Here is a 24,554-nt window from a genome sequence, read left to right as displayed (position 1 = left end):
GCGGCCGGTGCATGCTCGAGCTGAACCGTTTCACCCGGCACGCAATCCGCTCAGATATGTGAGGTGCAGTACCCATGAACCGTCTGCTCGATTCACTCTTCCCCACCGCCGACAACATCCCCGACACCTGGCGCCTGGAAGCCCCCCTGGAACAACGCGACTACTTGGTGAACGGCCAGCTCATACGCTGGGACGGCCCACTGGCCACGGTGCGCAGCCCGGTCTGGCTGAAGCAGGCCGACGGCGAGCAGCAGGTGGTGCTCGGCAGCGCCCCGCTGCTTGACGCCGACACCGCCCTTACCGCGCTGGATGCCGCCGTACAGGCCTACGACAAAGGCCGCGGCGCCTGGCCAACGATGCGCGTGGCCGAGCGCATACAGCACGTCGAAAGCTTCCTTGCACGCATGCGCGAACAGCGCCAGGCGGTGGTCAAACTGCTGATGTGGGAAATCGGCAAGAACCTCAAGGACTCGGAAAAAGAGTTCGACCGCACCTGCGACTACATCGTCGACACCATCAATGCACTCAAGGATCTCGACCGCCGCTCAAGCCGTTTCGAGCTCGAACAAGGCACCCTTGGCCAGATCCGTCGGGCGCCACTGGGCGTGGCACTGTGCATGGGGCCATACAACTATCCCCTCAATGAAACCTTCACCACGTTGATCCCCGCGCTGATCATGGGCAATACCGTGGTGTTCAAGCCGGCCAAGTTTGGCGTGCTGCTGATTCGCCCGTTGCTCGAAGCCTTCCGCGACAGCTTCCCGCCTGGGGTGATCAACGTCATCTATGGCCGGGGCCGCGAGACCGTCAGCGCGCTCATGGCCAGCGGCCTGGTCGACGTGTTCGCCTTCATCGGCACCCACAAGGCCGCCAGCGACCTGAAGAAACTGCACCCACGCCCACACCGCCTGCGCGCGGCGCTCGGCCTGGACGCCAAGAACCCCGGCATCGTGCTGCCCCAGGTCGACCTGGACAACGCCGTCGAAGAGGCCGTCACCGGCGCCCTGTCATTCAACGGCCAACGCTGCACTGCGCTGAAGATACTGTTCGTCCACGAGGATGTGGTCGAGGTCTTCCTGGATAAATTCCAGCGCAAGCTGGCCGCGCTCAAGCCGGGCATGCCGTGGGAGCCAGGCGTCGCGCTGACGCCTTTGCCGGAGCCGGGCAAAGTCGACTACCTCGACGGCCTGGTGGCCGATGCCACGGCCAAGGGCGCCCGCGTCATCAACGAAGGCGGCGGGCAGAGCCGCGGCTCGTTCTTCTACCCCGCCCTGCTCTACCCGGTGAACCCTGAAATGCGCGTGTACCACGAAGAGCAGTTCGGGCCGCTGGTGCCGGTGGTGCCCTACCGCGACCTGCAGACCGTCATCGACTACGTGCTCGATTCCGATTACGGGCAGCAGCTGAGCTTGTTCGGCAACGACCCGGCGACCATTGGTAGCCTGGTCGATACCTTTGCCAACCAGGTCGGCCGCATCAACATCAACGCCCAGTGCCAGCGCGGGCCAGACACCTACCCGTTCAACGGCCGCAAGAACAGCGCCGAAGGTACGCTGTCGGTGCATGACGCTTTGCGCGTGTTCTCGATCCGCACGCTGGTGGCGACCAAGTTCCAGGAAGCCAACAAAGCGCTGATCAGTGAGATCATCCGCAATCGCCAATCGAGCTTCCTGACCACCGACTACATCTTCTAACCCGCCAGCGCTTAATGGAGAAATGGCATTTGCATTGGTCGTCAAGCTGTATAAACATACAGCTTCGCGATCAGTGTCGGCCTTGCCCTCGCAAGCGGCCAGCACTGCCAATGCAAAAGGAGGCCATACCATGTCAGCCAAACCCATCCCCGAAGGCCAGCACAGCATCACCCCTTACCTAGGCATCAAAGACGCCGCCAAGGCCATCGACTTCTACAAGCAGGCCTTCGGCGCCATCGAAATGTTCCGCCTCGACGGCCCTGACGGCCGCGTCGGTCACGCCGAGCTGAAGATTGGCGACTCGTCACTGATGCTCGCCGACCCGTGCGACATGGAGGGCGGGCTTACCGCCAGCCAGCATGTCGATGGCGCGGCCATCGGCCTGCACCTGTACGTCGAAGACTGCGACCAGGTCTACGCCCAGGCCATAGCAGCGGGCGCCACTGCGCTGCGGCCGCTGCAGGATCAGTTCTACGGTGACCGCAGCGGCACCCTGAAAGACCCGTTCGGCAACCTGTGGTTCATCTCCACGCACAAAGAGGACCTCACCCCGGAAGAAATCCGTGCCCGCGCGGCCAAACTGTTCAGTGGCAACTAAGCCGCCGGCTGCGCGCCTCAAGTTGAAAGTGAAAGCGCTTTGCTTGAAGCTTGGGGCTCGTAGCTTGGAGCTGCCCGTCAATGCGTATCATCGATAAAACCGCCGCGCAGGTGCGCAGCCTCACACTTGCCGAAGAAGAACTGCTGGTCGGTTTCAGCACAGGTACGCTCGTCGGCCCACAGCTGCTGCAGGCCAACCAGCTGCTGATGAAGGTGCGTAACGCCAACCAGTGGCTGGCCTGCGACTGCCGCAAGGACGCCCTGCCGGTGCTCAACGTGACCCTCAATGGCAGCACCGGCACGCTGTTCTTGAAAAACAACCCCGGTACCGCCGAGCATGCACCGGGCTGCCCGTTCACCAAGGACGAGCGTGAAGCCGCAGAGCGCGAAGACGACCCTGCCCCACCCGCCGCGTGGTTGCCACCCGATACACCGTTGCGCCTGATCGGTGACTTTCGCCCGGCCCAGGACAACGGCGGCGGTGATGGCAACGACCGGCGCGAACAGCAACGGTTGCTGTCGCTGTTGCTGACCTGGGTCGAGATCAGCGGCCTGAACCTCTACGCCACCCACCTGAAAAAAGACCTCACCGGGCAGTTTGCCGAATTGCGCAGCGTTGCCAGCCGCTACCCGCTGCTGGAGCGGGTGCCGGCCAGCAACTACCTGGAAACCCGCCTGGACATGAAGCACATGATGATGCTCAAGGCCCGGCTGCGCGAGGCCACGGTGTTCGGCAACCACCGCCGGCATGGCCTGATGCTCGACTGTGTCGACCAGATCAAAGGGCGCAAGCTGTTCAATAACCGCAGCGACGAGGGGTTCGATTTCCAGGGCCATCACCTCTATTGGGGCGGCAACCGCACGACCGGCCCCCTGTTGGCATTGGCGCTGTACTCGCCCACCAGCGCCGGTAGCCATTTCTACGAACTGATCCATGTGGCCAGCGTACCGGTGCTGTCGCGTGCCCACCTGTTCCCGGTGTACCGCGATGAAGAGCGCGAGCCGCTCAAGGCGCTGGTGTCGCTGATCGACTGGATGGCCAGCAAGGGTGTGAAGGTGCAGATGCGCCGACCGGTGATCGGCGGCCAGGTGATGGATGAACTGGTCCTGACGTCGGATCAGGACCGGGTGTTGTCCGTGTCGCTGCTGGAGCAACCGATCGGCCCCGAGCCGGATGCCGAGAACTTCAAGCGCTACGCCGACTTCAAGAGCCTGGAGACCTTCCGCAAGTTTGTGGCGGGTTTCTTCATGCGGGAGCGCTGAAACCCTCAGGTGTTGGATGTGCGTCCAACACCTGAGGTTGTACTCAGATCAACCAAGAAACAGCTGGTAAGCCGGGTTCTCGGTCTCGTCCCAATAGCGATACCCCATCTCGTCCAATGCCTGGGGCAACCTCGCCTGCTCATCGGCCGGCACTTCAAGTGCAGCAAATACCCGCGCTTCTGCGGCGCCATGGTTGCGGTAATGGAACAGGCTGATGTTCCAACGTTTGCCCAACCGCTCCAGGAAGCCCAGCAGCGCACCTGGCCGCTCCGGGAACTCGAAGCGCAGCACACGCTCATCCGCCCCAGGCGCTGCATGCCCGCCCACGGTGTGGCGCACATGCAGCTTGGCCAGTTCGTTGTCGGTCAGGTCGAGTACGCTGTAACCCTGCTCGGCGAGGCTGGCCAGCAGCTTTTCACGTGGGTCGTGCAGCGGGTGGGTCTGCACCCCGACAAACAGACGCGCTTCCTTGCCCGGGTAGTAGCGGTAGTTGAACTCGGTGATCTGGCGTTTGCCCAGTGCCTGGCAGAAGGCGCGGAAGCTGCCCGGTTGCTCAGGGATGGTCACGGCGATGATCGCCTCGCGCTGCTCGCCCAGTTCTGCCCGCTCGGCCACATGCCGCAGGCGGTCGAAATTGACGTTGGCGCCGGAGTCGATGGCGACCAGGGTCTGCCCCTGCCCCCCCTCGCGGGCCACATACTTCTTGATACCGGCCACGGCCAGGGCACCGGAAGGCTCGGTGATCGAGCGGGTGTCGTCGTAGATGTCCTTGATCGCCGCGCACAGCTCATCGCTGTTGACGGTCACCACCTCATCGACGAAGTGCCGGCACAGCTCGAAGCAATGGGCACCGATCTGCGCCACCGCCACACCATCGGCAAACGTGCCGACCTGGGGCAGGATCACCCGTTCGCCTGCGGCCAGCGCAGCCTGCAGGCAGTTGGAGTCTTCCGGCTCGACGCCGATCACCTTGACCTCGGGCCGCAGGTATTTCACGTAGGCGGCAATGCCCGCCACCAACCCGCCACCGCCCACCGGGACGAAGATCGCATGCAGATCACCCGGGTGCTGGCGCAGGATCTCCATGGCCACCGTACCTTGCCCGGCGATCACATCCGGGTCATCGAAGGGTGGCACGAAGGTAGCGCCCTCTTGCTCGGCCAGCTGCAGGGCATGGGCCAGTGCGTGGGGGAAGCTCTCACCGTACTGCACCACGTGGCCACCCCGCGAACGCACACCCTCGACCTTCAGCGAAGGTGTGGTGGTTGGCATGACGATGGTGGCTTTCAGGCCCAGGTGCGAAGCTGCCAGGGCGACGCCCTGGGCGTGGTTGCCCGCCGACGCGGTGATCACCCCGCGTTCACGCTGGGCCGCTGTCAGACGCGACAGCCGCGTGTAGGCACCGCGGATCTTGAACGAGAACGTGGGTTGCAGGTCTTCACGCTTGAGCAACACCTGGTTGCGCAGGCTGGCAGACAGCGCTGGCGCTGGCTGCAGCGGTGTTTCGATGGCCAGGTCGTAGACGGGCGCTGAGAGAATGCGCCGCACCTGCTCCGAGAGTAGCTGCTGGGGCGTGGGCGGGGTACGCAGGTTGGCGCTGAAGCTGGTCATCGATGACTCCTTGGCTGTTTTCACGGTGCCCAGGAGTCAGAGAGTAAAAACCCGCCTCCAGGGCGGGTTAGGTGCACGTACGCGCTAGCCCGCCAAACTGATAATGGCGGTAATAATAATGGCGTTCACGTGCGGGAATGTGTTCATGGGGTAAGAACTTATCCCGCCGCATGGCAGCAAGTCAACACTTTGCCTGCTGCGCCGAAAGCGGCACATCGAAGACCTTGTCGAAGCCCCACTGGAACACGAAGGCATAGACGAAGAAGAACACGAACAGTGCCAGGTTGGTCAGAAACGCCGCCCACAGGCTCACATCCAGCCACCACGCCACCAGCGGCAGCAGAATCACCACCAGCCCGCCTTCAAAACCCAAGGCATGCAAGACCCGGCGCATGAAGGTGCGCTTACGCTGCTGCTGGCGGGCCTCCCAGCGCTCGAACGCCCAGTTGAAGGCCATGTTCCAGCTCATGGCAATGCCCGACATGAGCACCGACAGCGCGGCCGATTGGGCCATACCGGCAGCAAACGCCAGTTCCAGCGCTGGTGCCACGCAGGCCACGGCGATGGCTTCGTAGAGGATGGCCTGGACGATTTTGCGTGCCTTGCCTTGCATGTTCAGCTCCCTGAAAAACGACCTACCAAGCTACAAGATGTGGCCCACAAGAAAAAGGCTGAAATTCATATCTGACTAACCATTCAATAAAAGGCTCGACCGCACTGTGCGCCGCTGTGGCCTGCCCAGCACGTATTGGACAACCCTGTATTGGGCTGCTTGTATAAATGCCGTGCACGCGGCGACACGTCATGCACCTTCGTCCAGGGAGCCGTACGAGGACAACGCATGAGCCTGGCATTCATCGATTTTCTTACCTATGTGCTGTTCGGCCTGAAGATCCTGGCGATCATACTCGCCTCGCTGATGTTCCTGCTCGGGCTGGATGACCTGTTCATCGACCTGTGCTACTGGGGTCGCAAGCTGATCCGCCGCTTCCGCATTTACGACAAGTACGAAAAGGCCGACGAAAAACGCCTGTACGAAGTGCCTGAGAAGCCCCTGGCGATCATGGTCCCGGCCTGGAACGAGGTGGGTGTGGTCGGTGAAATGGCGCGCCTGGCGGCGTCGACCATCGACTATGAAAACTACCAGATCTTTGTTGGCACCTACCCCAACGACCCACAGACCCAGGCGGATGTCGACGCGGTATGCCTGCACTACCCCAACGTGCACAAGGTGGTCTGCGCCCGCCCCGGGCCCACCAGCAAAGCCGACTGCCTGAACAACATCATCGACGCGCTGCTGCGCTTCCAGAATGAAGCGCGCATCGAGTTCGCCGGCTTCATCCTGCACGATGCCGAAGATGTGATCTCGCCCATGGAACTGCGCCTGTTCAACTACCTGCTGCCGAACAAGGACATGATCCAGATCCCGGTCTACCCCTACGCACCGGACTGGAAGGGTTTCACCGCAGGCCACTACGTCGACGAGTTCGCCGAGAACCACGGCAAGGATGTCATCGTGCGCGAAGCCTTGACCGGCCAGGTGCCCAGCGCCGGGGTCGGCACCTGCTTCAGCCGCCGGGCCATCGCCGCGCTGCTCGAAGACGGCGATGGTATCGCCTTCGACGTGCAGAGCCTCACTGAAGACTACGACATCGGTTTTCGCCTGAAGCAAAAAGGCATGAAGTGCATCTTCGCCCGCTACTCGATCAGTGACCCGGCGCTGACCCTCAAGCAAGCGTGGCGCCCCGGCATGAGCCGCGACTTTTCCCAGGTGATCTGCGTGCGTGAGCATTTCCCCCGCGACTGGCAGCATGCCATCCGGCAGAAGTCGCGGTGGATCGTCGGTATTGTGTTCCAGGGCACCAGCAACCTGGGCTGGAGCCGCACGGGCGCGCTCAACTACTTTCTCTGGCGCGACCGCCGCGGACTGTTCGCCTACTTGCTGAGCTTCCTGGTCAACCTGTTGCTGCTGGTGCTGTTGGCCATGTGGCTGGTGACGGTGATCGCGCCGGAGTCCTGGCGTTTCATGTCGATACTGAGTGACAGCTGGCTGTTGTCGACACTGCTCTGGCTCAACGGCCTGATGCTGTTCAATCGCCTGTTCCAGCGCGGCTGGTTCGTCACCCGTTTCTACGGAATCGGCGAGGGCCTGTTGTCGGCGCCCAGGATGATGTGGAGCAACTTCGTCAACTTCTTCGCCAACCTTCGTGCCCTGCGCCAGGTCATGGAGATGGGCGACTCACGCCGCGTTGCCTGGGACAAGACCACCCACGAGTTCCCGGCCATTACCACACCTGCACGTACACCGCTGGGCCAGCGCCTGGTCGCCAAGGGGCTGATCAGCGACGAGCAACTGCAACAGGCAATCACCAGCCCGGTGCGCCGGCGCCTGGGCCGTGAACTGCTGCTGCGCGGCTGGCTGACCAGCGAACAACTGGTGGCCACGCTGGCCGAACAGCTGGACCTGCCCTGGGCACCACTGAACCCGTTCAAGCTCGACCCGCAACTGATCGCAAAACTGCCGCGCAAGCTGGCCACCCATTACGGCGTACTACCAGTGGCGGAGGACGGTGACACGTTGATCCTGGCCAGCGAAAGCCCGGTCAGCCAAGTGTCGCTGGGGGTGATCAGCCGGCAGTTGAAACGCCCGGTCAGTTGCCGCCTGGCACCCCAAGGGCGGGTCACCCTCGGCTTGCGCTACCACTACCCGAGCCCCTGGCAGAAGCCCGAAACCCGCGACATGCTCGCCGTCCTCGAACGCCACCAGGACAACGCGCAGTTGCTGGAGCAAGTCAGCCATCACCAGGTGATGCTCGGCGCCCTGCTGCAGGTGCGTGGCAGGGTCCCGGTTACCCTGTTCAACCAGGCCCTGATCGATTTCGACCCCGAGCAACAGACCCTCGGTGAGCACCTGATTGCCCGCGGCATCATCACTGAGCACGTCCTGCAGCAGGCCCTCGCCGAACAAGCCAGCGAACAGCAGGCCGCCTACGACCTGACCCGGGAGGTGGCATGAAGCCGCGTTTTACCCTCACCCTCACCGGCCTGTTGCTGTGTGCCACCACCCTGCCCGGCGCAGCCGCCCCCATGAGCGACTTCCAGCGCTTCACCAGCTACCCGTTCATGGAGCGCAGTTACCGCGAGGCCAAGCGCGACAACTGGGCCGAGGTCGAGCGCCTGACCCGCCATGTGCTGGGGCGGGTGCCGAACAACGACGAAGCCCGCGCACTGCTGGTCGAGGCCTTGGCCCACCAGCGACGCTACAAAGAGGCCGAAGCACTGGCCGATCAGCTTGCCGACCGCCCGGAGTATGCCAATGCTGTCCTGGCGCTGCGCCTGACCTGGATCGAACAGGACCCGCCCCCCGCCAGCCAGGTGGAGAGCTGGCTCGCCGCCAGCGATGGCAACCAGCGAGTACGCCTGTGGCAGGCCTACAGCCTGAGCCTGGCCAAGTTCGGTGGCGCAGCCAAGGCCCTGGACTGGCTCAACCACTTGCCGCCGCGCGAGGACGGCCAGGTCCTGCGCCTGGCCAGGGCTAACTTCGCCGAACAGTTGCGCAACTGGAAAGAAACCATCGAACAACTGCAACCGTTGGCCGAAACGGGCCTGTTGCCCGCCCAGGACTGGCAGCGCCTGGCCAACGCCTATATCCAGCAGGTCGACGAACAAGGCCTGAAAAAACTGTTGCTCAGCGCGCCGACGGTGGCCGTGGCCAACCAAGCTCGCCTGGCCATGGCCAACCGCGCCATCGCCGTCGGCCACAACCAGCAGGCCCAGCGCTGGTTGCAGTCACTGCCGACCGAGCAGTTGCAACAACCCGAGCAGCGCCAGCAGCTGTGGGCGCTGGCCCGCGAAGGTGATGACGCGCACCTGCTGCGCCGCCTGAGCAACGAACTGCAGCGCCCGTGCCTGGAGACGGTCGACTGGCTGTCGCGGCACGACCCCGACCTGGCCCGCGAACAGCTCAAGGGCTGCACGGCCAGCACCGACCCGCGAGCCTATGCCGTGCTCCAGCAGCGTCTGTACGGCGACCCGCCACAGCCGCCGCAACCCCGTACCGCGGCCGAGTGGGAACGCCGCTACCGGCAAAGCGGCGAGCTGGCCGCGCTTGAGCAAGCCACGTTCCTGCTATTGCAGCAGGGCCAGAGCGGGCGCGCCCGGCAGTTGCTGGAGCAAGCCTTCGACCGCCGTCAGGGCCGCCTCAGCCCTTCCCTGCTGCAACGCCTGGGCAACCTCTACGCACGCAACGACGGGCCACTGGACAGCCGCCGCATGCGTGACCTGATCCCCAGGGTCGACGCCAACACCCGCGCCCAGCTGCTCGGCCGCCTAGCCGAAGCCGGCCAGTGCGACGCGGTGCGCCTAGCGATCCCTGGCGAGCCACGCGAGGCCGGCCAATACCGTGCCCTTGGCCGCTGCGCCATGCCCGACCAGCCCGGCGAGGCCGTGGTCTATTACCAGGCTGCCGAACAGTTGGGCGACAGGGGCAATCGCTTGCCCCTGGCCTATGCGCTGGAGGCTGCTGGCGACTCCGAAACCGCGCTACCGATCTGGCGCAGCCTGCCGGCCCCTGCCTGGACCGACAACGCACGCCTGACGGCCGCCCGTGGCGCGTTGAATGCAGGCGATGCGAAAGCCGCACGTGCCTACTGGGACGCCGCCGCACACACCCGCGCCGATGACTGGGCGCTGGGCGCCGCCATCGCCCAGCGCCAAGGCGATACTCAGGCAGCCCTGGGTTTTCAGCGCCAGGCCGTGGCCCATTCGCCACGCGCCGATCACTACTACGCAGCCTCCAGTACCGCGCAACTGGCCGGTGACAGCGCCCAGAGCACAGCGTGGCTTGCCGAAGCCGTACGCCTGGCCCCGGACCAACCTCGTTACCGCGCCGATTACGGCATGCGCCTGGCCGGCTCGCAGGACAACGCCCAGCGCCGCCAATCGATACCCTACCTGGAGCGTGCCGCGCGCGACTTCCCGGAGGACTTTCGCCTGGGCGAAACCCTGGCCTTGCGCTACGACGAAGTGGAAAACAGCGCCGCCGCGCGCCGCGAGCTGCGCCGGGTCATCGACGTGGAGCAGCAACTGGTCGACGGCGACGACGAGTACGGCAGCCTGGAAGCCCGCAAGTACCGCCAGCGCCGCGCCCACGAGAGCCTGTCGCGGCGCGACACCATCACCCTGGCCAGTACCTGGTCGCCAGCCGGTACCTCGACCAACGACAAGTTCCTCGACAACGGCCTGCGCAGCGGCAGCTCACGGCGCGCACAGTCGCAGAACGTTCAGCTGGCGATGTGGGACCACGCCCTGGGCGAGGAACCTAGCCGCAACGGCAGTACCCTCTCGGTCTACGGTCGCGTGCTGTTCGGCGGCCAGAGCCGCACCGACTATGCGCAAAGCATGGGCACAGGTGTTGGCCTGCGCTACAAGCCCTTGGGCCAGGCCAACCTCAACCTGTACGCTGAGCTTTACCACCAACGGCAGATCGACACCGAGCATTACAGCGGCCTGAGCCTTGGCGAGTTGCTCAGCCCGGCCAAGGTAGGCGGCAACTGGGGCGACCTGCGCCACCACGCCGAGTCGAGCAACGACCTGTTGTTGCGCGCCACGGCCTCGTTCCTCGACCAGGGTGACTGGCGCAATGACTGGCGCATCGACCAAGACCACTGGAACGAGCGTTTCCTGTACCTGGACGCCGCCTGGTGGACCCGCGCCGGCGATCACGCCTGGTTATCGCGCTACCAGCAGGGCCATACCTGGAAGCTGCCGGGTAATTCGCCGCAAACCCTCATGCCCTATGGCTTTGTCGAGTTATCCAGCCAGGACCCGAGCAACGACTGGCGCCAGGATGCCCGTGCCGGGGTTGGCCTGCGCTGGCAGTGGTGGTTCGATGACGACCGCTACAACGCTTATCGTGGCTCGCTGAAAGTGCGTGCCGAGTACCAGCAATCGCTGGGCGGCAACCTCTACGAGCGCGCCAATGGCGTGCTGCTTGGTGCGGAGATGACCTTCTGATGCGCACGCTCCTGGCGATCTGCCTGCTAACCCTGTGCCTGCCGGCTGCGGCAGACCAACGCCTGTTCTACCAGCCACTCAACCGCGATGCGAGCGTTACCCCGGCCCAGTGGCAACAACTGTGGCGTGCCACTGCGGCGCAGGGTGGCAAGACCTTGATCGTGCAGTGGAGTGCCTACGGCGACAGCGATTTTGGCGGGGCAAAGGGTTGGCTGGCCAACAGCCTGCGCGAAGCTCGCGCCCAGGGGCTTGAGCTGGTACTTGGGCTGTACATGGACCCGTCCTATTACCAGCGCCTGGAGCAACTGGATGGCGAGGGCCTGAGCAGTTACTGGAAAGCCCAGCTGGGGCGTTCGCTGGGCCAGTACACGCAATTGCGGGATGGCTGGCAGCTGGCAGTGGACGGCTGGTACTTGCCCATGGAGTTGGACGACCTGCACTTTCGCGAGTCGAGCAGGCGCGACGCGCTGTACAGCCAATTGCAGGCATTCAACCGGCAACTGGACAAGCCCTTGCATATCAGTGCTTTCAGCGTGGGCAAGCTAGCACCGCGGGTCAACGGCGCATGGCTGGGTCAACTGGCAAGCTTGGGTTTGACTGTCTGGTGGCAGGACGGGGCCGGTACTGGAAGGCTGCCAGCGCTGGTACGTGACGGTTATGAACAGGCCCTGCCGTGCCGGGTGGGCGTGGTGCGTGAAGCGTTTCGCCAGGTGAGTGCACCGGGGCAGGTGTTCAAGGCGCAGCCTGCAGAGCCGAAACTGGGCACGGGTTGCCATGCCGAAGCCGTGTTCGACTTGCGCTACCGGCCTTGGGCCAGGGGAGTCTTGCCGCAGAATTGAATCTGTCTGTGCAGAACGTGCATGCCTCAACGGAGCTGGGCTGGCCCCAGTGGACCCTGCAGATACCTTGACCAGGGTGCTGGTCAAGGCGGATCAGGCGTTATATGAGGCCAAGCACAACGGTAAAGATCGCTTCGTGCTGTGGACTGCCCAGCAGAGCGAACCTACCCACCCGCAGGCAGGCGAATCCTGAACTGCGCCCCGCCCAGCGCAGACTGCGCCACCGTCAACGTGCCGCCCTGCCCTTCGATGGCCCGCCGGCTGATCGCCAGCCCCAGGCCGAAACCACCAGTATTGCGGTCACGGCTACGGTCCAGGCGATAGAACGGCTGGAAGATCCGCTCACGTTCTTCAACCGGAATGCCGATCCCGTCGTCCTCGACCGTCAGCAGGCAAGCGCCGTCCTCTTCAAGCCGCAACCTCAACAACAGGTTTTCGTCGCAATAACGCATCGCATTGCGCACCAGGTTCTGCACCGCCCGGGCTGTCAGCCGTGGGTCGAGCACGAACCGCGGCAGCTCACGCTCGGCACGCACTTCCCACTGGATGCCGCGGCTGTCGAGCTCTTCGGCAAAGCCGCCAAGCACACTGTCGACCAGCTCCAGCAACGACACCTCGACCCGCTCACGGGCCTGGTCGGCGTTGTACAGGCGGCTGTAGGACAGTAGCTCGAGCACCAATTCGTCCAGCTCACGCACGTGCCCAACCAGCTCCAGCAGGCGCTTGCGGCTGGTGGGCGGCACCTCGTCGAACAGCAGCACAAGGCCGAAGTCCAGGCGAGTCAGCGGTGTGCGCAGCTCATGGGATACCGCATTGAGCAGCTCGCGCTGCTGGTTGACGTGGCGCTCCAGGTCGCTGGCCATGGTGTCGAACACCCCGGCCAGTTCGCCGATGTTCGAGTGCGACGAGATGTGCGTGCGTTCCGCCATCTGCCCCTGGCCCAGGCGCCGGGCGGTTTCTTTGAGCCGCTCCAGGTCGCGCCAGTGCGGCCATACCCACAGCAGCAGGCAACCGAGCATGGCCGCGCCGATCAACACCGTGACGCCCCACGACAGCACGTTGATGTCCAGTGGGTCCGGGGGCGCATGCAGGCGCACCAGCCAGTCCTTGTCGAGCGGTGCCAGCACCGTCTCGTAATAGCCCCAGTCGGCGATGCGCACGGCGTACGACCCGTGCTCCAGGCGCGCCTGTTCATCCTCGCTCAGCTCGGCCTGGTCCCTGCGCAACAGCTTGATTTCGAGCGGTGCGAAGGCGTCTGCCAGGTCTTGCTCCACCGCAGGCCAGCGCTCGCGCGGGGCTTGCTGGAACTGGCGCACGATCAGCGACTGCACGCCTTTGGCCTGGTCCAGGTTGTAGGCCATGAAGCGATCATGGAACAGCCCGACGATGGTGTCGGGAATGAACAGCAGCGCACCGGCGTAGGCGACGATGATCACCAGGTAGAGGCGCACCAGGATCTTCAGCATACTCGGTCAGCACTCCCACTCGACGCGGCTGAACAGGTAACCTTTGCCCCACACGGTCTTGATCTTGCGGGCCTCGCCAGCGCTGTCGTCGAACTTGCGGCGCAGCTTGGAAATGGCGACATCCACCGAGCGGTCGGTGCCGTTGAACTCGATGCCGCGCAATTGCTGGAGGATGCGGTCGCGGCTGAGCACTTCACCGGCATTGCGCGCCAGCACCACCAACAGGTTGTATTCGCCGCTGGAAAGCTCCACTTCTTCACCGCGCCAGCTGACCAGGCGCTCGGCCAGGTCGATGCGCAAGCAGCCGACCAGGATCTGCTCGCTGTCCAGGCGCGGCTCGTGAACGCCGCTGCGGCGCAGCAAGGTCCGTACACGCGCCAGCAGCACACGGGGCTCGCACGGTTTGGTCACGTAGTCGTCGGCGCCCATCTCCAGGCCCAGCACCTGGTCGTGGCTGTCGTCGCGGGCCGTCAGCATCAGGATCGGCAGGCTCTGCGATTCCTGGCGCAGCAGGCGGCACACCTGCAGGCCATCGATACCTGGCAGCATCAGATCGAGGATGACCAAGTCGGGTTTGTCCTGGCGCAAGGCCTCCAGCACATGATCGCCGCGGGCGATCACCCGGACATGAAAGTCGTTGCGTTGCAGGTAGCTGGCGATCAGTTCGGACAGGGCGCTGTCGTCCTCGACCAGGAGAATATTCGGCATAGGCGTTTGGGTAGAATTCAGTGAAGACGTCGCCGGCCTCTTCGCGGGCTTGCCGGCGAAGGGTCCAGCACACAGGGTTACAGGCAGAATATAGAATCCCCTATAGCGACAGGATTTTTCTTCACACTTTTTCACACACGCCCTACAGGTATTAACAGGCACCGGAACGCCGTCTGCCTTAGCATACGCACGGTCATCATCGGAAGATCCGTATGCTTATTACCCGTATTCCTCGCCTGCGCCCCGTGGCGCTACTGGCGTTTCTGAGCATCTCCCTGGCCGGCTGTGGCGACAGCAACGAGCAGGAAGAAAAAACCCCCGCCCCCCACGTCCGCGTGGAAACCCTGCAATTGCAGCCACTGGCCATCAGCAGCGAACTCAGCGGCCGGATCCTCGCCCCGCGCACTGCCGAAGTGCGCGCACGGGTGGCCGGCGTGGTGCTCAAGCGGGTGTACCGTGAAGGCAGCGACGTCAAGCAAGGCGACGTACTGTTTCTGATCGACCCGGCGCCGTTCAAGGCCGACCACGACAGCGCCCGCGCCACCCTGGCCAAGGCCCAGGCCAACCTGTATCAAGCGCGCCTGCAAGAGCAACGCTACGGCGAGCTGGTCGACGAAAAGGCCGTGAGCCGCCAGGAATACGACAATGCCCGGGCCAGCTTCCTGCAGGCCGACGCCGAAGTGTCCGAAGCCAAGGCCGCCCTGGAACGCGCCCGCCTGAACCTGGGTTATGCCACGGTCACCGCGCCGATCTCCGGGCGCATCGGCCGTGCGCTGGTGACCGAAGGCGCACTGGTTGGGCAAAACGAGAGCACGCCGCTGGCCACCATCCAGCAACTGGACCCGATTCACGCCGACGTCACCCAGTCGACCCGCGAGCTCAACGCCCTGCGCCGTGCCCTGCGTGCCGGCGAGCTGCAGCAGGTCGGCGACGGCCAGGCCCGCGCCACACTGATCCAGGACGATGGCAGCGCCTACCCGTTGCCCGGCAAGTTGCTGTTCTCCGACATCAGCGTCGACCCGAGCACCAACCAGATCACCCTGCGCAGCGAGTTCCCCAACCCGGACCTCGACCTGCTGCCAGGCAGCTACGTGCGCGTGCGCCTGGAGCAGGCGGTGCAGCCCAAAGGCCTCAGCGTGCCGCAGCGCGCCATCCTGCGCGACAGCGCCGGCGTGCCGAAAGTGCTGGTGGTCGACCCGCAGGCCCGCATCAGCGACCGTCAGGTGGTGCTGGGCAATGCCCAGGGCGACCGCTGGGTCGTCAGCGAAGGCTTGGCGCCCGGTGAACAAGTGGTTATCGAAGGCCTGCAGCACGTCAAGGCCGGCGACCAGGTGCAGGTCGAAGCGAGCCAGGGCACAACGCCCGGCGCGCCGCCCATCGCACAGCACAACAGCCAGTGAGGGGCTGACCCATGCCGCAATTCTTCATTGACCGCCCGGTATTCGCCTGGGTTGTCGCATTGTTCATCCTGCTGGCCGGTGCCTTGGCCATCCCGCAGTTGCCGGTGGCCCAGTACCCCAACGTGGCCCCGCCACAGGTGGAAATCTATGCCGTGTACCCTGGCGCCTCGGCGGCGACCATGGACGAAAGCGTGGTCAGCCTGATCGAGCAGGAGCTCAACGGTGCCGACAACCTGTTGTATTTCGAGTCGCAAAGCAGCCTGGGCAGCGCCACCATCACCGCCACCTTCGAGCCTGGCACCCACCCTGACCTGGCCCAGGTCGATGTGCAGAACCGCCTGAAGGTGGTCGAGTCGCGCCTGCCCCGCCCCGTGACCCAGCAGGGCCTGCAAGTGGAAAAGGTATCCACCGGCTTCCTGCTGCTGGCCACCCTGACCTCGGAAGACGGCAAGCTCGACGAAACCGCCCTGTCGGATATCCTCGCACGCAACGTGATGAACGAAATCCGTCGCCTCAAAGGCGTCGGCAAGGCCCAGCTGTATGGCTCCGAGCGCGCCATGCGGATCTGGATCGACCCGAGCAAGCTGATCGGCTTCAACCTCACGCCTAACGACGTAGCCGACGCCATCAGCGCACAGAACGCCCAGGTCGCCCCCGGCAGCATTGGTGACCTGCCCGCCCGTGGCACCCAGGAAATCACCGCCAACGTGCTGGTCAAGGGCCAGTTGAGCACCCCCGAGGAATTCGCGGCCATCGTGTTGCGCGCCAACGCGGACGGCTCCAGCGTGACCATCGGCGATGTCGCCCGAGTCGAGATCGGCGCCCAGGAATACCAGTACGGCACGCGCCTGAACGGCAAGCCAGCCACCGCCTTCAGCGTGCAGTTGGCCCCCGGCGCAAACGCCATGGAAACCGCCGACCTGGTGCGGGCGAAAATGCAGGAGTTGTCGCGCTACTTCCCGGAGGGGGTGAAATACGACATCCCTTATGACACCTCGCCCTTCGTCAAGGTGTCCATCCAGCAGGTGATCAACACCCTGTTCGAGGCCATGTTGCTGGTGTTCGCGGTGATGTTCCTGTTCCTGCAGAACCTTCGCTACACGCTGATCCCGACGCTGGTGGTGCCGGTGGCACTGATGGGCACCTTCGCCGTGATGATGGCCATGGGCTTCTCGGTCAACGTGCTGACCCTGTTCGGCATGGTGCTGGCCATCGGCATCCTGGTCGACGATGCCATCGTGGTGGTGGAAAACGTCGAGCGGATCATGGCCGAAGAAGGCCTGCCGCCCAAGCAAGCCACGCGCAAGGCCATGGGCCAGATCAGCGGGGCGATCGTCGGCATCACCCTGGTGCTAGTGGCGGTGTTCCTGCCAATGGCCTTCATGAAAGGTTCGGTGGGGGTGATCTACCAGCAGTTCTCGGTGTCCATGGCGGTGTCGATTCTGTTCTCGGCGTTTCTTGCCCTGAGCCTGACCCCTGCCCTGTGCGCCACCCTGCTCAAGCCGCTGGCCAAAGGTGAGCACCACGAACGCAAGGGCTTCTTCGGCTGGTTCAACCGACGCTTCGATAGCATGAGCAACGGCTACCAGCGCTGGGTCGTGCACGCGCTCAAACGCAGCGGCCGTTACTTGCTGGTGTATGGCGTGCTGCTGGCCGTGCTGGGCTATGGCTTCAGCCAGCTGCCCACAGCGTTCCTGCCGACCGAAGACCAGGGCTACACCATCACCGACATCCAGCTGCCGCCCGGTGCCAGCCGCATGCGCACCGAGCAGGTGGCCGCCCAGATCGAGGCGCATAACGCCGAAGAACCGGGTGTAGGCAACACCACGCTGATCCTCGGCTTCAGCTTCTCCGGCAGCGGGCAGAACGCGGCGCTGGCCTTCACCACGCTCAAGGACTGGTCCGAGCGCGGTGCCGACGACAGCGCCCAGTCGATCGCCGACCGCGCCACTATGGCTTTCACCCAGCTCAAGGATGCCGTGGCCTACGCTGTACTGCCGCCCCCTATCGATGGCCTGGGTGAGTCGACCGGTTTCGAGTTCCGCCTGCAGGACCGGGGTGGCATGGGCCACACTGAACTGATGGCCGCGCGCGATGCATTGCTGGCCAATGCCGGCAAGAGCAAGGTGCTGACCAACGTGCGCGAGGCTTCGCTGGCCGAAAGCCCACAGGTACAACTGGAAATCGACCGTCGCCAAGCCAATGCCCTGGGTGTGTCGTTCGCCGACATCGGCGCGGTGCTGGATACCGCCGTAGGCTCCAGCTACGTCAACGACTTCCCCAACCAGGGCCGTATGCAGCGGGTGGTGGTGCAGGCCGAGGGCGACCAGCGCAGCCAGGTCGAAGACCTGCTGAAAATCCACGTGCGCAACAGCAGCGGCAAGATGGTACCGCTGGGGGCCTTCGTTCAGGCGAAATGGGTCAGCGGCCCGGTACAACTGACGCGCTACAACGGTTACCCGGCGGTTTCGATCTCCGGTGAACCGGCCGCGGGCTACAGCTCGGGCGAAGCCATGGCCGAAGTCGAGCGCCTGGTCGCGCAACTGCCCGCCGGTGCGGGCCTGGAGTGGACCGGCTTGTCCCTGCAAGAGCGGCTGTCCGGCAGCCAAGCACCGATGCTGATGGCGCTGTCGCTGCTGGTGGTGTTCCTGTGCCTGGCAGCGCTGTACGAAAGCTGGTCGATCCCGACCGCCGTGCTGTTGGTAGTTCCGCTCGGTGTGCTCGGTGCGGTGCTGGCCGTAACCCTGTGCGGCATGCCCAATGACGTGTTCTTCAAGGTCGGCGTGATCACCCTGATCGGCCTTTCGGCAAAGAACGCGATCCTCATCATCGAGTTCGCCAAGAGCCTGATGGACCAGGGCGTCGATGCCGTGGACGCTGCGGTACAGGCAGCCCGCCTGCGCCTGCGGCCGATCGTCATGACCTCGCTGGCCTTCATCCTCGGCGTGGTCCCCCTGGCCGTCGCCACCGGCGCCAGCTCGGCGAGCCAGCAGGCGATTGGTATCGGGGTGATCGGCGGCATGCTCAGCGCAACCCTGGCGGTGGTGTTCGTGCCCGTGTTCTTCGTGGTGGTGATGCGCCTGGCCGGGCGGGGTAAGGCCAAGCCTGAGGCGCGAGCCAGCCACGCCACTGAAGGCTGACAGGTCGGGGTAAGCCGATGAACAGGAGCGTTGGCATTGCGCTCAACGCTCCTGTTCTGGTTAACCCGCTACTTTTTGTTAACCGCCGCCTTTAGCTTCGTGCCCGCTGTGAAAGCAGCCTTGTTTGCTGCAGGGATATTCAGCGGCGCCTTGGTCCGAGGATTTCGGCCAACCCGAGCAGGCCTGTGCTTCAACTTGAACGTACCGAAGCCAACCAGGGCAACCTGGTCTCCCGTCTTCAACGCTTGGGTAACTTCTTCAATGAAAGCATCGAGGGCTTTTGCAGCCTTCAACTTTGAGACTTCTGCCTTTTCCGCGATGGACTTGGTCAGTTCGCCTTTGTTCATAGACTCGCTCCTTGGTTTGCAGGCTTGTCCCCAGGACAGCGCCGTCGGCGTATTTAGGGGCCCATTGGGGTAAGCCCACAACTGGTAAAAATGTCAGGTCGCGCACCCTGTTGTTCTGCCAATCTGGACATTCACTTCCAGGCATGGGAGGTTGCCAAGCCTTGAACCTTGGAAACTGCCCGATGACCTGCCCCCCCTTGCCCTGCTGTTCTGTTCTCATCCTCGCCGGCGGCCGTGGCCAGCGCATGGGCGGCCGCGACAAGGGGTTGCTGGCCTGGAAGGGCGAGCCGCTGGTGGCGCATGTACAGCGCGTGGTGCGGCCGTTGAGCGATGACCTGGTGATATCCTGCAACCGCAACCAGGCGGCCTATCGGGCCTATGCCGACCAGTTGGTCGGGGACGCCGACCCGGACTTCCCCGGGCCGTTGGCCGGGGTGATCGCCGGCCTTGCCGCGGCGCGGCACGAATGGGTGGTGGTGCTGGGCTGCGATGCGCCGCTGATCGACCTAGTGTTGATCGAGGAATTGCTGCAGTTGGCCGTGACTGGCAACAGTGCGGCGATGGTGCGCCAGGGCGGTTACTGGCAACCGATGTTCAGTGTATTGCCGCGCAGGCTGTTACCGATGCTGCAGCAGGCCTGGGCGGCCGGTGAGCGGAGTTTGCAGAAGGCCCTGCTGCTTGAGCCGGTGCAGGGGCTGGAGTGTGCCGAGGATGACCGCAGGTTGAGCAATTTCAATAGCCCTGACCTGCTGCAGGGCTGAAAGGTCGATTTCCTTCACGCATTAACCAGCCGACAGCTCCCCGACGCTGATCTCGCGCATTCTGAACTTCTGCACCTTGCCGGTCACCGTCATCGGGAACTCATCGACAAAACGGAAGTAGCGCGGCACCTTGAAATGGGCAATCCGCGCCCTTGCCCATTCGCGCAGCTCGTCTTCAGTGGCCGTATGCCCCGGATGCAACCGCACCCAGGCAACGATCTCCTCGCCATACTTGCTGCACGGCACGCCAATCACCTGCACGTCGGCGACCGCCGGGTGAGTGAAGAAAAACTCCTCCAGCTCACGCGGGTAGATGTTCTCGCCGCCCCGAATGATCATGTCCTTGCTGCGCCCGACGATGCGCACATAGCCCTGCTCGTCCATCACCGCCAGGTCACCGGTATGCATCCAGCCTTCGGCATCGATGCTTTCGGCCGTGGCCTTGGGGTTGTTCCAGTAGCCCAGCATCACGCTGTAACCACGGGTACAGAGCTCGCCGATCTCACCGCGCGGCACGCTGTGGCCATCGCCATCGACGACCTTGTTCTCCAGCCGCGGCTGGGTCCGCCCGACACTGCTCACCCGCCGTTCCAGGTCATCATTGGCGCCGGTCTGCAATGACACCGGGCTGGTTTCGGTCATGCCGTAGGCAATCTGCACCTCGGCCATGTGCATCTCGTCGATGACCCGGCGCATGACTTCGATCGGGCAGGTGGCGCCGGCCATGATGCCGGTGCGCAGGCTCGAGAGGTCGAACGCGTGACGTTGCGGGTGATCCAGTTCGGCGATGAACATGGTCGGTACGCCGTACAGTGCCGTGGCCTTCTCTTCGGCGACCGCGCGTAACGTGGCCAACGGGTCGAACGCATCGTTGGGGTAGATCAGCGTACTGCCATGGGTCATGCAGCCCAGGTTGGCCATGACCATGCCAAAGCAGTGGTACAGCGGTACCGGCACCACCAAGCGATCATGCTCGGTCAGGCCGAGGCTTTCGCCGACCATGTAGCCATTGTTGAGGATGTTGCTGTGGCTCAGCGTGGCGCCCTTGGGGAAGCCGGTAGTGCCGGAGGTGTACTGGATGTTGATCGGGTCGTCACAGTGCAGTTGCGCCTGGCGCGCCGCAAGGGCCTCGGCGCTGACCGCATCGGCGCGAGCCTGCAAGGCGTCCCAGGCCATAAAGCCCGGCGGCGGTGCCGCAGCCAGGCTCACCACCCCGCGCAGTTCGGGGAAGCGCTCGCAGGCCAGTGCGCCCGGCGTGCCATGGGCAAGGCCCGGGACCAGGCCGAGCAGCATGGCGTGGTAATCGGAAGTCTTGAAGGCGTCGGCGCAGATCACCCAACGGCAACCCGACTGGACCAGGGCGTAGTCCAGTTCGCTTGTGCGGTAGGCCGGGTTGATGTTGACCAGGATTGCCCCGACCTTGGCGCTGGCGAATTGGGTAATGCACCACTGGGCACAGTTGGGGGCCCAGATGCCCAGGCGGTCGCCCGGTTGCACGCCCAGGGCCATGAGCGCGCGGGCGTGCCGGTCGACGGCTGCGGCCAGTTGCCGCCAGGTGTAGCGCAATGATTGGTGGTGAACGACCAGGGCTTCGCGGTCGGGGAAGCGGGCCACGGTGGTGTCGAAGGCGTCGCCGATGCATTGGGTAAGCAAGGCCTTGCCCTGGTCGCCCTGGGAGTAGCTTGGCTGGGTCATGGGTGCGCTCTTGTTGTTCTTGTGTTGATTGGCCGGCCCTTGCGCAGGCCAACACCGCCCCCACAGGTACTGCACGCCCTGTGGGAGCGGGTTTATCCGCCCTACCTGACAAACACCTGCGGCGTAGTGGTCGACATGTCCCCACCCGGCAGCTTGATGTTCTTCACTTTCTCCAGCGTCTGCGGGTCGAACACCGCCAGGTCGTTGAAGGTACCGCCCAGGTACAGCTTGTCGCCCTTCTTGTCGAAGGCCACGCAGTAATAGGTGTGTTCAAGGTTAGCTGCCTTGATCAGTTTGCGTTCCTTGATGTCATACCGCGCCAGGCGGTTGAGCACACCGTAGATCTGGTTCGGATCCTTCGGCGAACGCAACCCGGTGAAGTACAGCTCGGTCAGGTCGGCAAACTCCTGGGTGTGGGTCTTGCCGGTCTTCAGGTCCACACTCAGGTAACCATAGAGCAGCTCGGCGGTGGCCGGGTCCTGCTTGTCGTCCTTGAACTTGGCGATGGTGTAGAGCATCGAAAACTCGTGCCGGGCGCTCTGGTGCGGCCAGAAATACAGCACGTCCGGGGCGCTGTAGCCGGGCCGGTTCCAGTTGCGCAACGGCAATGCCACCTCGTACTTGCCGGTTTGCACGTCCATCTTGTAGATGTCCGGGCCGGCCACGAACAGGCTGCCATCGTCGGCGGCGCGCATCAGGTACACCTGGCGCGGCATCGGGAAGGTACGTGCAGGTTTGGCATCGAGGCCATCGGCGGTGCGGAACACCTCCAGGCGCGGCGGCTTGACCACATAGTGATCGTTCAGCCGCTGGGTCGGGTTGACCGTGGCATACACCTCTTTACCGTCCGGGCTGATGGCAAAGGAATACATCGATTTGCCGACCTCCCCGGGCACACTGGACAAACTGGCGTGGAAGGTGGTCTTGCAGGTGTCCAGGTCGATGCCGTAGAGGTCGCCGTAATGGTTGTTGAGCACATAGGCGGTGCGGTTGTCGGGCGCCATCATCGCGGTGCCGGGGCCGAACGCGTCAGGCATGCGGCAGCTCTTGTACACCACATCCGTGGCCACATCGACCACGTGCAGGTTGTTCGGGTAGTTGGTCACGATCAAGTATTCATGGCCAGCCTTCAAGGCCGGCCCGGTGTCGTCAGCCTGTACCGCCCAGGCGCTGGCCGTGGTGGCGACGGTGAGCGCGAGCTGCGCGCAGAGTCCAGGTTTCATGCGGTTTCCCCTTGTCATTCTTGTTGGGCCGGTCACTTGTCTTTCGGGAACACGGTGCCAAGGTTGCGCCAGTCGTCCTGGGAGTTGGTCGCCTGGGCGTTCCAGTCCTGGTAGGTGCTCATCATGTCCGGCACCTGAGCCGGCCACCAGCAGGGGTCAGAACAGCCATAGAGGTCGGCCTCCATGGGTTGGCACAGTGAGCTCACGCCGCCGAAGGCGTCCACCTCCCAACCCGGGTCGGTGGTGGCGGTACAGCCGGCCACCGCGCTCATCGCCATGACCTCTTCAACACGGTCTTCGGCAGCGGCCTGTTCGAGGATGCGCGCCTTGTTGTTCAGGGGCTTCAAGTGCTTCATGTCAGTGCGCCTTCCGCGGGGTGATATAGCGGTCGATGAAGGCCGGGTTGGCGGCCATGATGCGGCTGTAGACTTCGATGCCGAAGTCGACCCAGTCGCGCATCAGTTCGCAGTAGTGGTAGGTGGGGTGCTGCGGGTCGCCGTAGCGTGCGTAGCTTTCGTGGTAGCAGCCGCCGGAGCACAGGTTGCGGATACGGCAGCTTTCGCACCCCGTGTTGCTGCGGTCCAGGCGTTGCGACAGGAAGTCATTGAGCTGCGCTTGTTTGACGCCTTGGTGCACATTGCCAAAGGTCGGCAGGCTGGAGCCGGTGAAGCGGTGGCACAGGTTCAGCTCGCCTTCGTGGTCTACCGCCAGCATCTTCAACCCGGCGCCGCATGGCAGGGCTTTCTTGTGGCCTTCGTGGATGTCGGTGATCAGCTGGTGCAAGTTGGAGAAGCCGATGTTGCGGTGCTCCAGCGCTGCTTCCAGGTAGCGTCGGCCCAGGGTTTTCATATTGGCGAACACCTGCACCAGCTCGTCGCCGGTGAGGTTGAACGCCGACAGGTCGCCGGAGGTCACCGGAGCGAAACCGACCTCTGCAAAGCCCAACTCGTTGAACAGGTGATGCCAGATGGTCTCGACATCGGTGATGCCACGGGTCAGGGTCACCCGCGCCCCCACTGGGCGGCTGTTGTAGCGCGACAGCAGCATCTCCGCCTTGCGCCGCACCACGTCGTAGGTGCCCTGCCCGCCCACGGTGATGCGGTTGCGGTCATGCACGGTCTTGGGCCCGTCGATACTGATCGACAAGCCGAAGCGATGGGCGTTGAGCCAGTCGATGATCTCTTCGGTCAGCAAGGTGGCGTTGGTGGTCATGATGAACTCCACCTGCTTGCCAGCCTCGGCAAAACGCCGCTCGCAGTAGGCCACCATGTGCTCGATCAAAGGCCGGTTGGACAACGGCTCACCGCCGAAGAACACCACGCTGTAGCGTTGCTCGTCGGGCGATTCCTTGAGCAGCATCTCCACCGATGCCTCGGCGGTGGCGGTACTCATCTTCTTGCCGGCCGAAGGTTTGTCCAGGTCCTCCTTGTAGCAGTAGGTGCAACTGAGGTTGCAGCCGGTGTTGACGTTGAGCACCACCGTGTTCAACGCCGTGCGCTCGACCTGCTTGAGGGCGATTTCCGGCGTCAGTGGCGAGCCGTCGCTGACCACTTCCAGGGCGATCAGCTCGCGCAGGGTCTCTTGGATATCGACGCCGGCAAACTGCTGGCCGAGGCGCTGCATCAGCTCTTCGGCAGAGCAGCCTTGCTGGCGCAGGGTGTCGATGATGCCGCCGGTTACCGCGTCAGTGGCAAACAGCGAGCTGCTGGGGATATGAAACAACATGCGGTCGGCATCGACCTGCACTTCGTGCAGGTTGCGTTCGACCAGGTTCAATTGTGCGCCCATGGCGACC

Annotated in this window: 18 protein-coding genes; 9 read left to right on the top strand and 9 right to left on the bottom strand. The window is 64.0% G+C overall.

Going from position 1 to position 24,554, the window contains the following annotated elements; translation table 11 throughout:
- The first annotated feature begins 74 nt into the window (after positions 1 to 74).
- From HU770_RS10735 to HU770_RS10725, 3 genes are all read left to right on the top strand, one after another.
- Positions 75 to 1,694, top strand: a complete 1,620-nt coding sequence (locus HU770_RS10735) for an NADP-dependent glyceraldehyde-3-phosphate dehydrogenase (RefSeq protein WP_186663646.1) — start codon at positions 75 to 77, stop codon at positions 1,692 to 1,694.
- A gap of 130 nt (positions 1,695 to 1,824) precedes the next feature.
- Positions 1,825 to 2,292, top strand: a complete 468-nt coding sequence (locus HU770_RS10730; RefSeq protein WP_033697631.1) for a VOC family protein — start codon at positions 1,825 to 1,827, stop codon at positions 2,290 to 2,292.
- Between the two features lie 80 nt (positions 2,293 to 2,372).
- A complete protein-coding gene (locus HU770_RS10725) occupies positions 2,373 to 3,554 on the top strand; it encodes a hypothetical protein (protein ID WP_186663645.1) in 1,182 nt (393 codons plus the stop codon).
- Between the two features lie 48 nt (positions 3,555 to 3,602).
- Here HU770_RS10725 and ilvA read toward each other — a convergent pair whose 3' ends face one another.
- Both ilvA and HU770_RS10715 read right to left on the bottom strand, forming a co-directional pair.
- On the bottom strand, positions 3,603 to 5,165 hold the full coding sequence (gene ilvA / locus HU770_RS10720; RefSeq protein WP_186663644.1) for a threonine ammonia-lyase, biosynthetic: 1,563 nt from the start codon (positions 5,163 to 5,165) through the stop codon (positions 3,603 to 3,605).
- Between the two features lie 181 nt (positions 5,166 to 5,346).
- Positions 5,347 to 5,778 carry a PACE efflux transporter gene (locus HU770_RS10715; RefSeq protein WP_033697625.1) on the bottom strand — a complete coding sequence of 144 codons (432 nt, stop codon included), beginning with the start codon at positions 5,776 to 5,778 and terminating at the stop codon, positions 5,347 to 5,349.
- Between the two features lie 228 nt (positions 5,779 to 6,006).
- Here HU770_RS10715 and nrfB point away from each other — a divergent pair, with 228 nt between their 5' ends.
- From nrfB to HU770_RS10700, 3 genes are read left to right on the top strand one after another with little or no spacing between them, the layout of a single operon-like run.
- Positions 6,007 to 8,181 carry a cyclic di-3',5'-guanylate-activated glycosyltransferase NrfB gene (nrfB, locus tag HU770_RS10710; protein WP_186663643.1) on the top strand — a complete coding sequence of 725 codons (2,175 nt, stop codon included), beginning with the start codon at positions 6,007 to 6,009 and terminating at the stop codon, positions 8,179 to 8,181.
- A complete protein-coding gene (locus HU770_RS10705; RefSeq protein WP_186663642.1) occupies positions 8,178 to 11,180 on the top strand; it encodes a phage receptor in 3,003 nt (1,000 codons plus the stop codon). The genes nrfB and HU770_RS10705 overlap by 4 nt, the downstream gene beginning before the upstream one ends.
- Positions 11,180 to 12,019: a DUF4434 family protein gene (locus tag HU770_RS10700; protein WP_186659084.1), complete on the top strand. Its 840-nt coding sequence runs from the start codon at positions 11,180 to 11,182 to the stop codon at positions 12,017 to 12,019. The genes HU770_RS10705 and HU770_RS10700 overlap by 1 nt, the downstream gene beginning before the upstream one ends.
- A gap of 164 nt (positions 12,020 to 12,183) precedes the next feature.
- Here HU770_RS10700 and HU770_RS10695 read toward each other — a convergent pair whose 3' ends face one another.
- Positions 12,184 to 13,485 (bottom strand): ATP-binding protein, encoded by a 1,302-nt coding sequence (locus HU770_RS10695; RefSeq protein ID WP_186659089.1) that lies wholly within the window; start codon positions 13,483 to 13,485, stop codon positions 12,184 to 12,186.
- Between the two features lie 6 nt (positions 13,486 to 13,491).
- Complete coding sequence (locus tag HU770_RS10690) at positions 13,492 to 14,193, bottom strand: response regulator transcription factor (RefSeq protein WP_033697621.1); 702 nt, start codon at positions 14,191 to 14,193, stop codon at positions 13,492 to 13,494.
- A 212-nt stretch (positions 14,194 to 14,405) separates the two neighbouring features.
- Between HU770_RS10690 and HU770_RS10685 the strand changes: the two genes are divergently transcribed.
- Together HU770_RS10685 and HU770_RS10680 are read left to right on the top strand one after the other, a co-directional pair.
- Positions 14,406 to 15,593, top strand: coding sequence for an efflux RND transporter periplasmic adaptor subunit (locus HU770_RS10685; protein ID WP_186663641.1), 1,188 nt, complete (start codon positions 14,406 to 14,408; stop codon positions 15,591 to 15,593).
- An 11-nt stretch (positions 15,594 to 15,604) separates the two neighbouring features.
- A complete protein-coding gene (locus tag HU770_RS10680) occupies positions 15,605 to 18,733 on the top strand; it encodes an efflux RND transporter permease subunit (protein ID WP_186663640.1) in 3,129 nt (1,042 codons plus the stop codon).
- Positions 18,734 to 18,801: 68 nt separating this feature from the next.
- Here the strand turns inward: HU770_RS10680 and HU770_RS10675 are convergent, their stop codons facing one another.
- Complete coding sequence (locus tag HU770_RS10675; protein ID WP_186659104.1) at positions 18,802 to 19,080, bottom strand: HU family DNA-binding protein; 279 nt, start codon at positions 19,078 to 19,080, stop codon at positions 18,802 to 18,804.
- Positions 19,081 to 19,262: 182 nt separating this feature from the next.
- On the opposite strand from HU770_RS10675, the gene mobA reads away from it, so the two are divergent.
- Entirely contained in the window at positions 19,263 to 19,841 is a 579-nt protein-coding gene (gene mobA / locus HU770_RS10670; protein ID WP_186663639.1) for a molybdenum cofactor guanylyltransferase MobA, read from the top strand.
- Between the two features lie 21 nt (positions 19,842 to 19,862).
- Here the strand turns inward: mobA and HU770_RS10665 are convergent, their stop codons facing one another.
- The 4 genes from HU770_RS10665 to peaB form a co-directional block, all read right to left on the bottom strand.
- A complete protein-coding gene (locus HU770_RS10665; protein ID WP_186663638.1) occupies positions 19,863 to 21,536 on the bottom strand; it encodes a fatty acid CoA ligase family protein in 1,674 nt (557 codons plus the stop codon).
- A gap of 101 nt (positions 21,537 to 21,637) precedes the next feature.
- Positions 21,638 to 22,759 (bottom strand): quinohemoprotein amine dehydrogenase subunit beta, encoded by a 1,122-nt coding sequence (gene peaD / locus HU770_RS10660; protein WP_186663637.1) that lies wholly within the window; start codon positions 22,757 to 22,759, stop codon positions 21,638 to 21,640.
- Between the two features lie 32 nt (positions 22,760 to 22,791).
- Positions 22,792 to 23,115, bottom strand: coding sequence for a quinohemoprotein amine dehydrogenase subunit gamma (qhpC, locus tag HU770_RS10655; protein WP_008091708.1), 324 nt, complete (start codon positions 23,113 to 23,115; stop codon positions 22,792 to 22,794).
- 1 nt (position 23,116) lies between these two features.
- Positions 23,117 to 24,547 carry a quinohemoprotein amine dehydrogenase maturation protein gene (gene peaB, locus HU770_RS10650; RefSeq protein WP_186663636.1) on the bottom strand — a complete coding sequence of 477 codons (1,431 nt, stop codon included), beginning with the start codon at positions 24,545 to 24,547 and terminating at the stop codon, positions 23,117 to 23,119.
- Between the last annotated feature and the right edge of the window lie 7 nt (positions 24,548 to 24,554).

The organism is Pseudomonas sp. SWRI68 (assembly GCF_014269165.1).
Taxonomy (GTDB): domain Bacteria; phylum Pseudomonadota; class Gammaproteobacteria; order Pseudomonadales; family Pseudomonadaceae; genus Aquipseudomonas; species Aquipseudomonas capeferrum.
Note: the sequence above shows the minus strand (reverse complement) of the source record. Positions and strands in the feature narration are given on the sequence as shown.

What these genes read in the sequence shown, in the direction of transcription:
- HU770_RS10735 (WP_186663646.1), top strand. Translation starts at nt 75, where the DNA reads ATGAACCGTCTGCTCGATTCACTCTTCCCCACCGCCGACAACATCCCC.
- HU770_RS10730 (WP_033697631.1), top strand. Translation starts at nt 1,825, where the DNA reads ATGTCAGCCAAACCCATCCCCGAAGGCCAGCACAGCATCACCCCTTAC.
- HU770_RS10725 (WP_186663645.1), top strand. Translation starts at nt 2,373, where the DNA reads ATGCGTATCATCGATAAAACCGCCGCGCAGGTGCGCAGCCTCACACTT.
- ilvA (WP_186663644.1), bottom strand. Translation starts at nt 5,165, where the DNA reads ATGACCAGCTTCAGCGCCAACCTGCGTACCCCGCCCACGCCCCAGCAG.
- HU770_RS10715 (WP_033697625.1), bottom strand. Translation starts at nt 5,778, where the DNA reads ATGCAAGGCAAGGCACGCAAAATCGTCCAGGCCATCCTCTACGAAGCC.
- nrfB (WP_186663643.1), top strand. Translation starts at nt 6,007, where the DNA reads ATGAGCCTGGCATTCATCGATTTTCTTACCTATGTGCTGTTCGGCCTG.
- HU770_RS10705 (WP_186663642.1), top strand. Translation starts at nt 8,178, where the DNA reads ATGAAGCCGCGTTTTACCCTCACCCTCACCGGCCTGTTGCTGTGTGCC.
- HU770_RS10700 (WP_186659084.1), top strand. Translation starts at nt 11,180, where the DNA reads ATGCGCACGCTCCTGGCGATCTGCCTGCTAACCCTGTGCCTGCCGGCT.
- HU770_RS10695 (WP_186659089.1), bottom strand. Translation starts at nt 13,485, where the DNA reads ATGCTGAAGATCCTGGTGCGCCTCTACCTGGTGATCATCGTCGCCTAC.
- HU770_RS10690 (WP_033697621.1), bottom strand. Translation starts at nt 14,193, where the DNA reads ATGCCGAATATTCTCCTGGTCGAGGACGACAGCGCCCTGTCCGAACTG.
- HU770_RS10685 (WP_186663641.1), top strand. Translation starts at nt 14,406, where the DNA reads ATGCTTATTACCCGTATTCCTCGCCTGCGCCCCGTGGCGCTACTGGCG.
- HU770_RS10680 (WP_186663640.1), top strand. Translation starts at nt 15,605, where the DNA reads ATGCCGCAATTCTTCATTGACCGCCCGGTATTCGCCTGGGTTGTCGCA.
- HU770_RS10675 (WP_186659104.1), bottom strand. Translation starts at nt 19,080, where the DNA reads ATGAACAAAGGCGAACTGACCAAGTCCATCGCGGAAAAGGCAGAAGTC.
- mobA (WP_186663639.1), top strand. Translation starts at nt 19,263, where the DNA reads ATGACCTGCCCCCCCTTGCCCTGCTGTTCTGTTCTCATCCTCGCCGGC.
- HU770_RS10665 (WP_186663638.1), bottom strand. Translation starts at nt 21,536, where the DNA reads ATGACCCAGCCAAGCTACTCCCAGGGCGACCAGGGCAAGGCCTTGCTT.
- peaD (WP_186663637.1), bottom strand. Translation starts at nt 22,759, where the DNA reads ATGAAACCTGGACTCTGCGCGCAGCTCGCGCTCACCGTCGCCACCACG.
- qhpC (WP_008091708.1), bottom strand. Translation starts at nt 23,115, where the DNA reads ATGAAGCACTTGAAGCCCCTGAACAACAAGGCGCGCATCCTCGAACAG.
- peaB (WP_186663636.1), bottom strand. Translation starts at nt 24,547, where the DNA reads ATGGGCGCACAATTGAACCTGGTCGAACGCAACCTGCACGAAGTGCAG.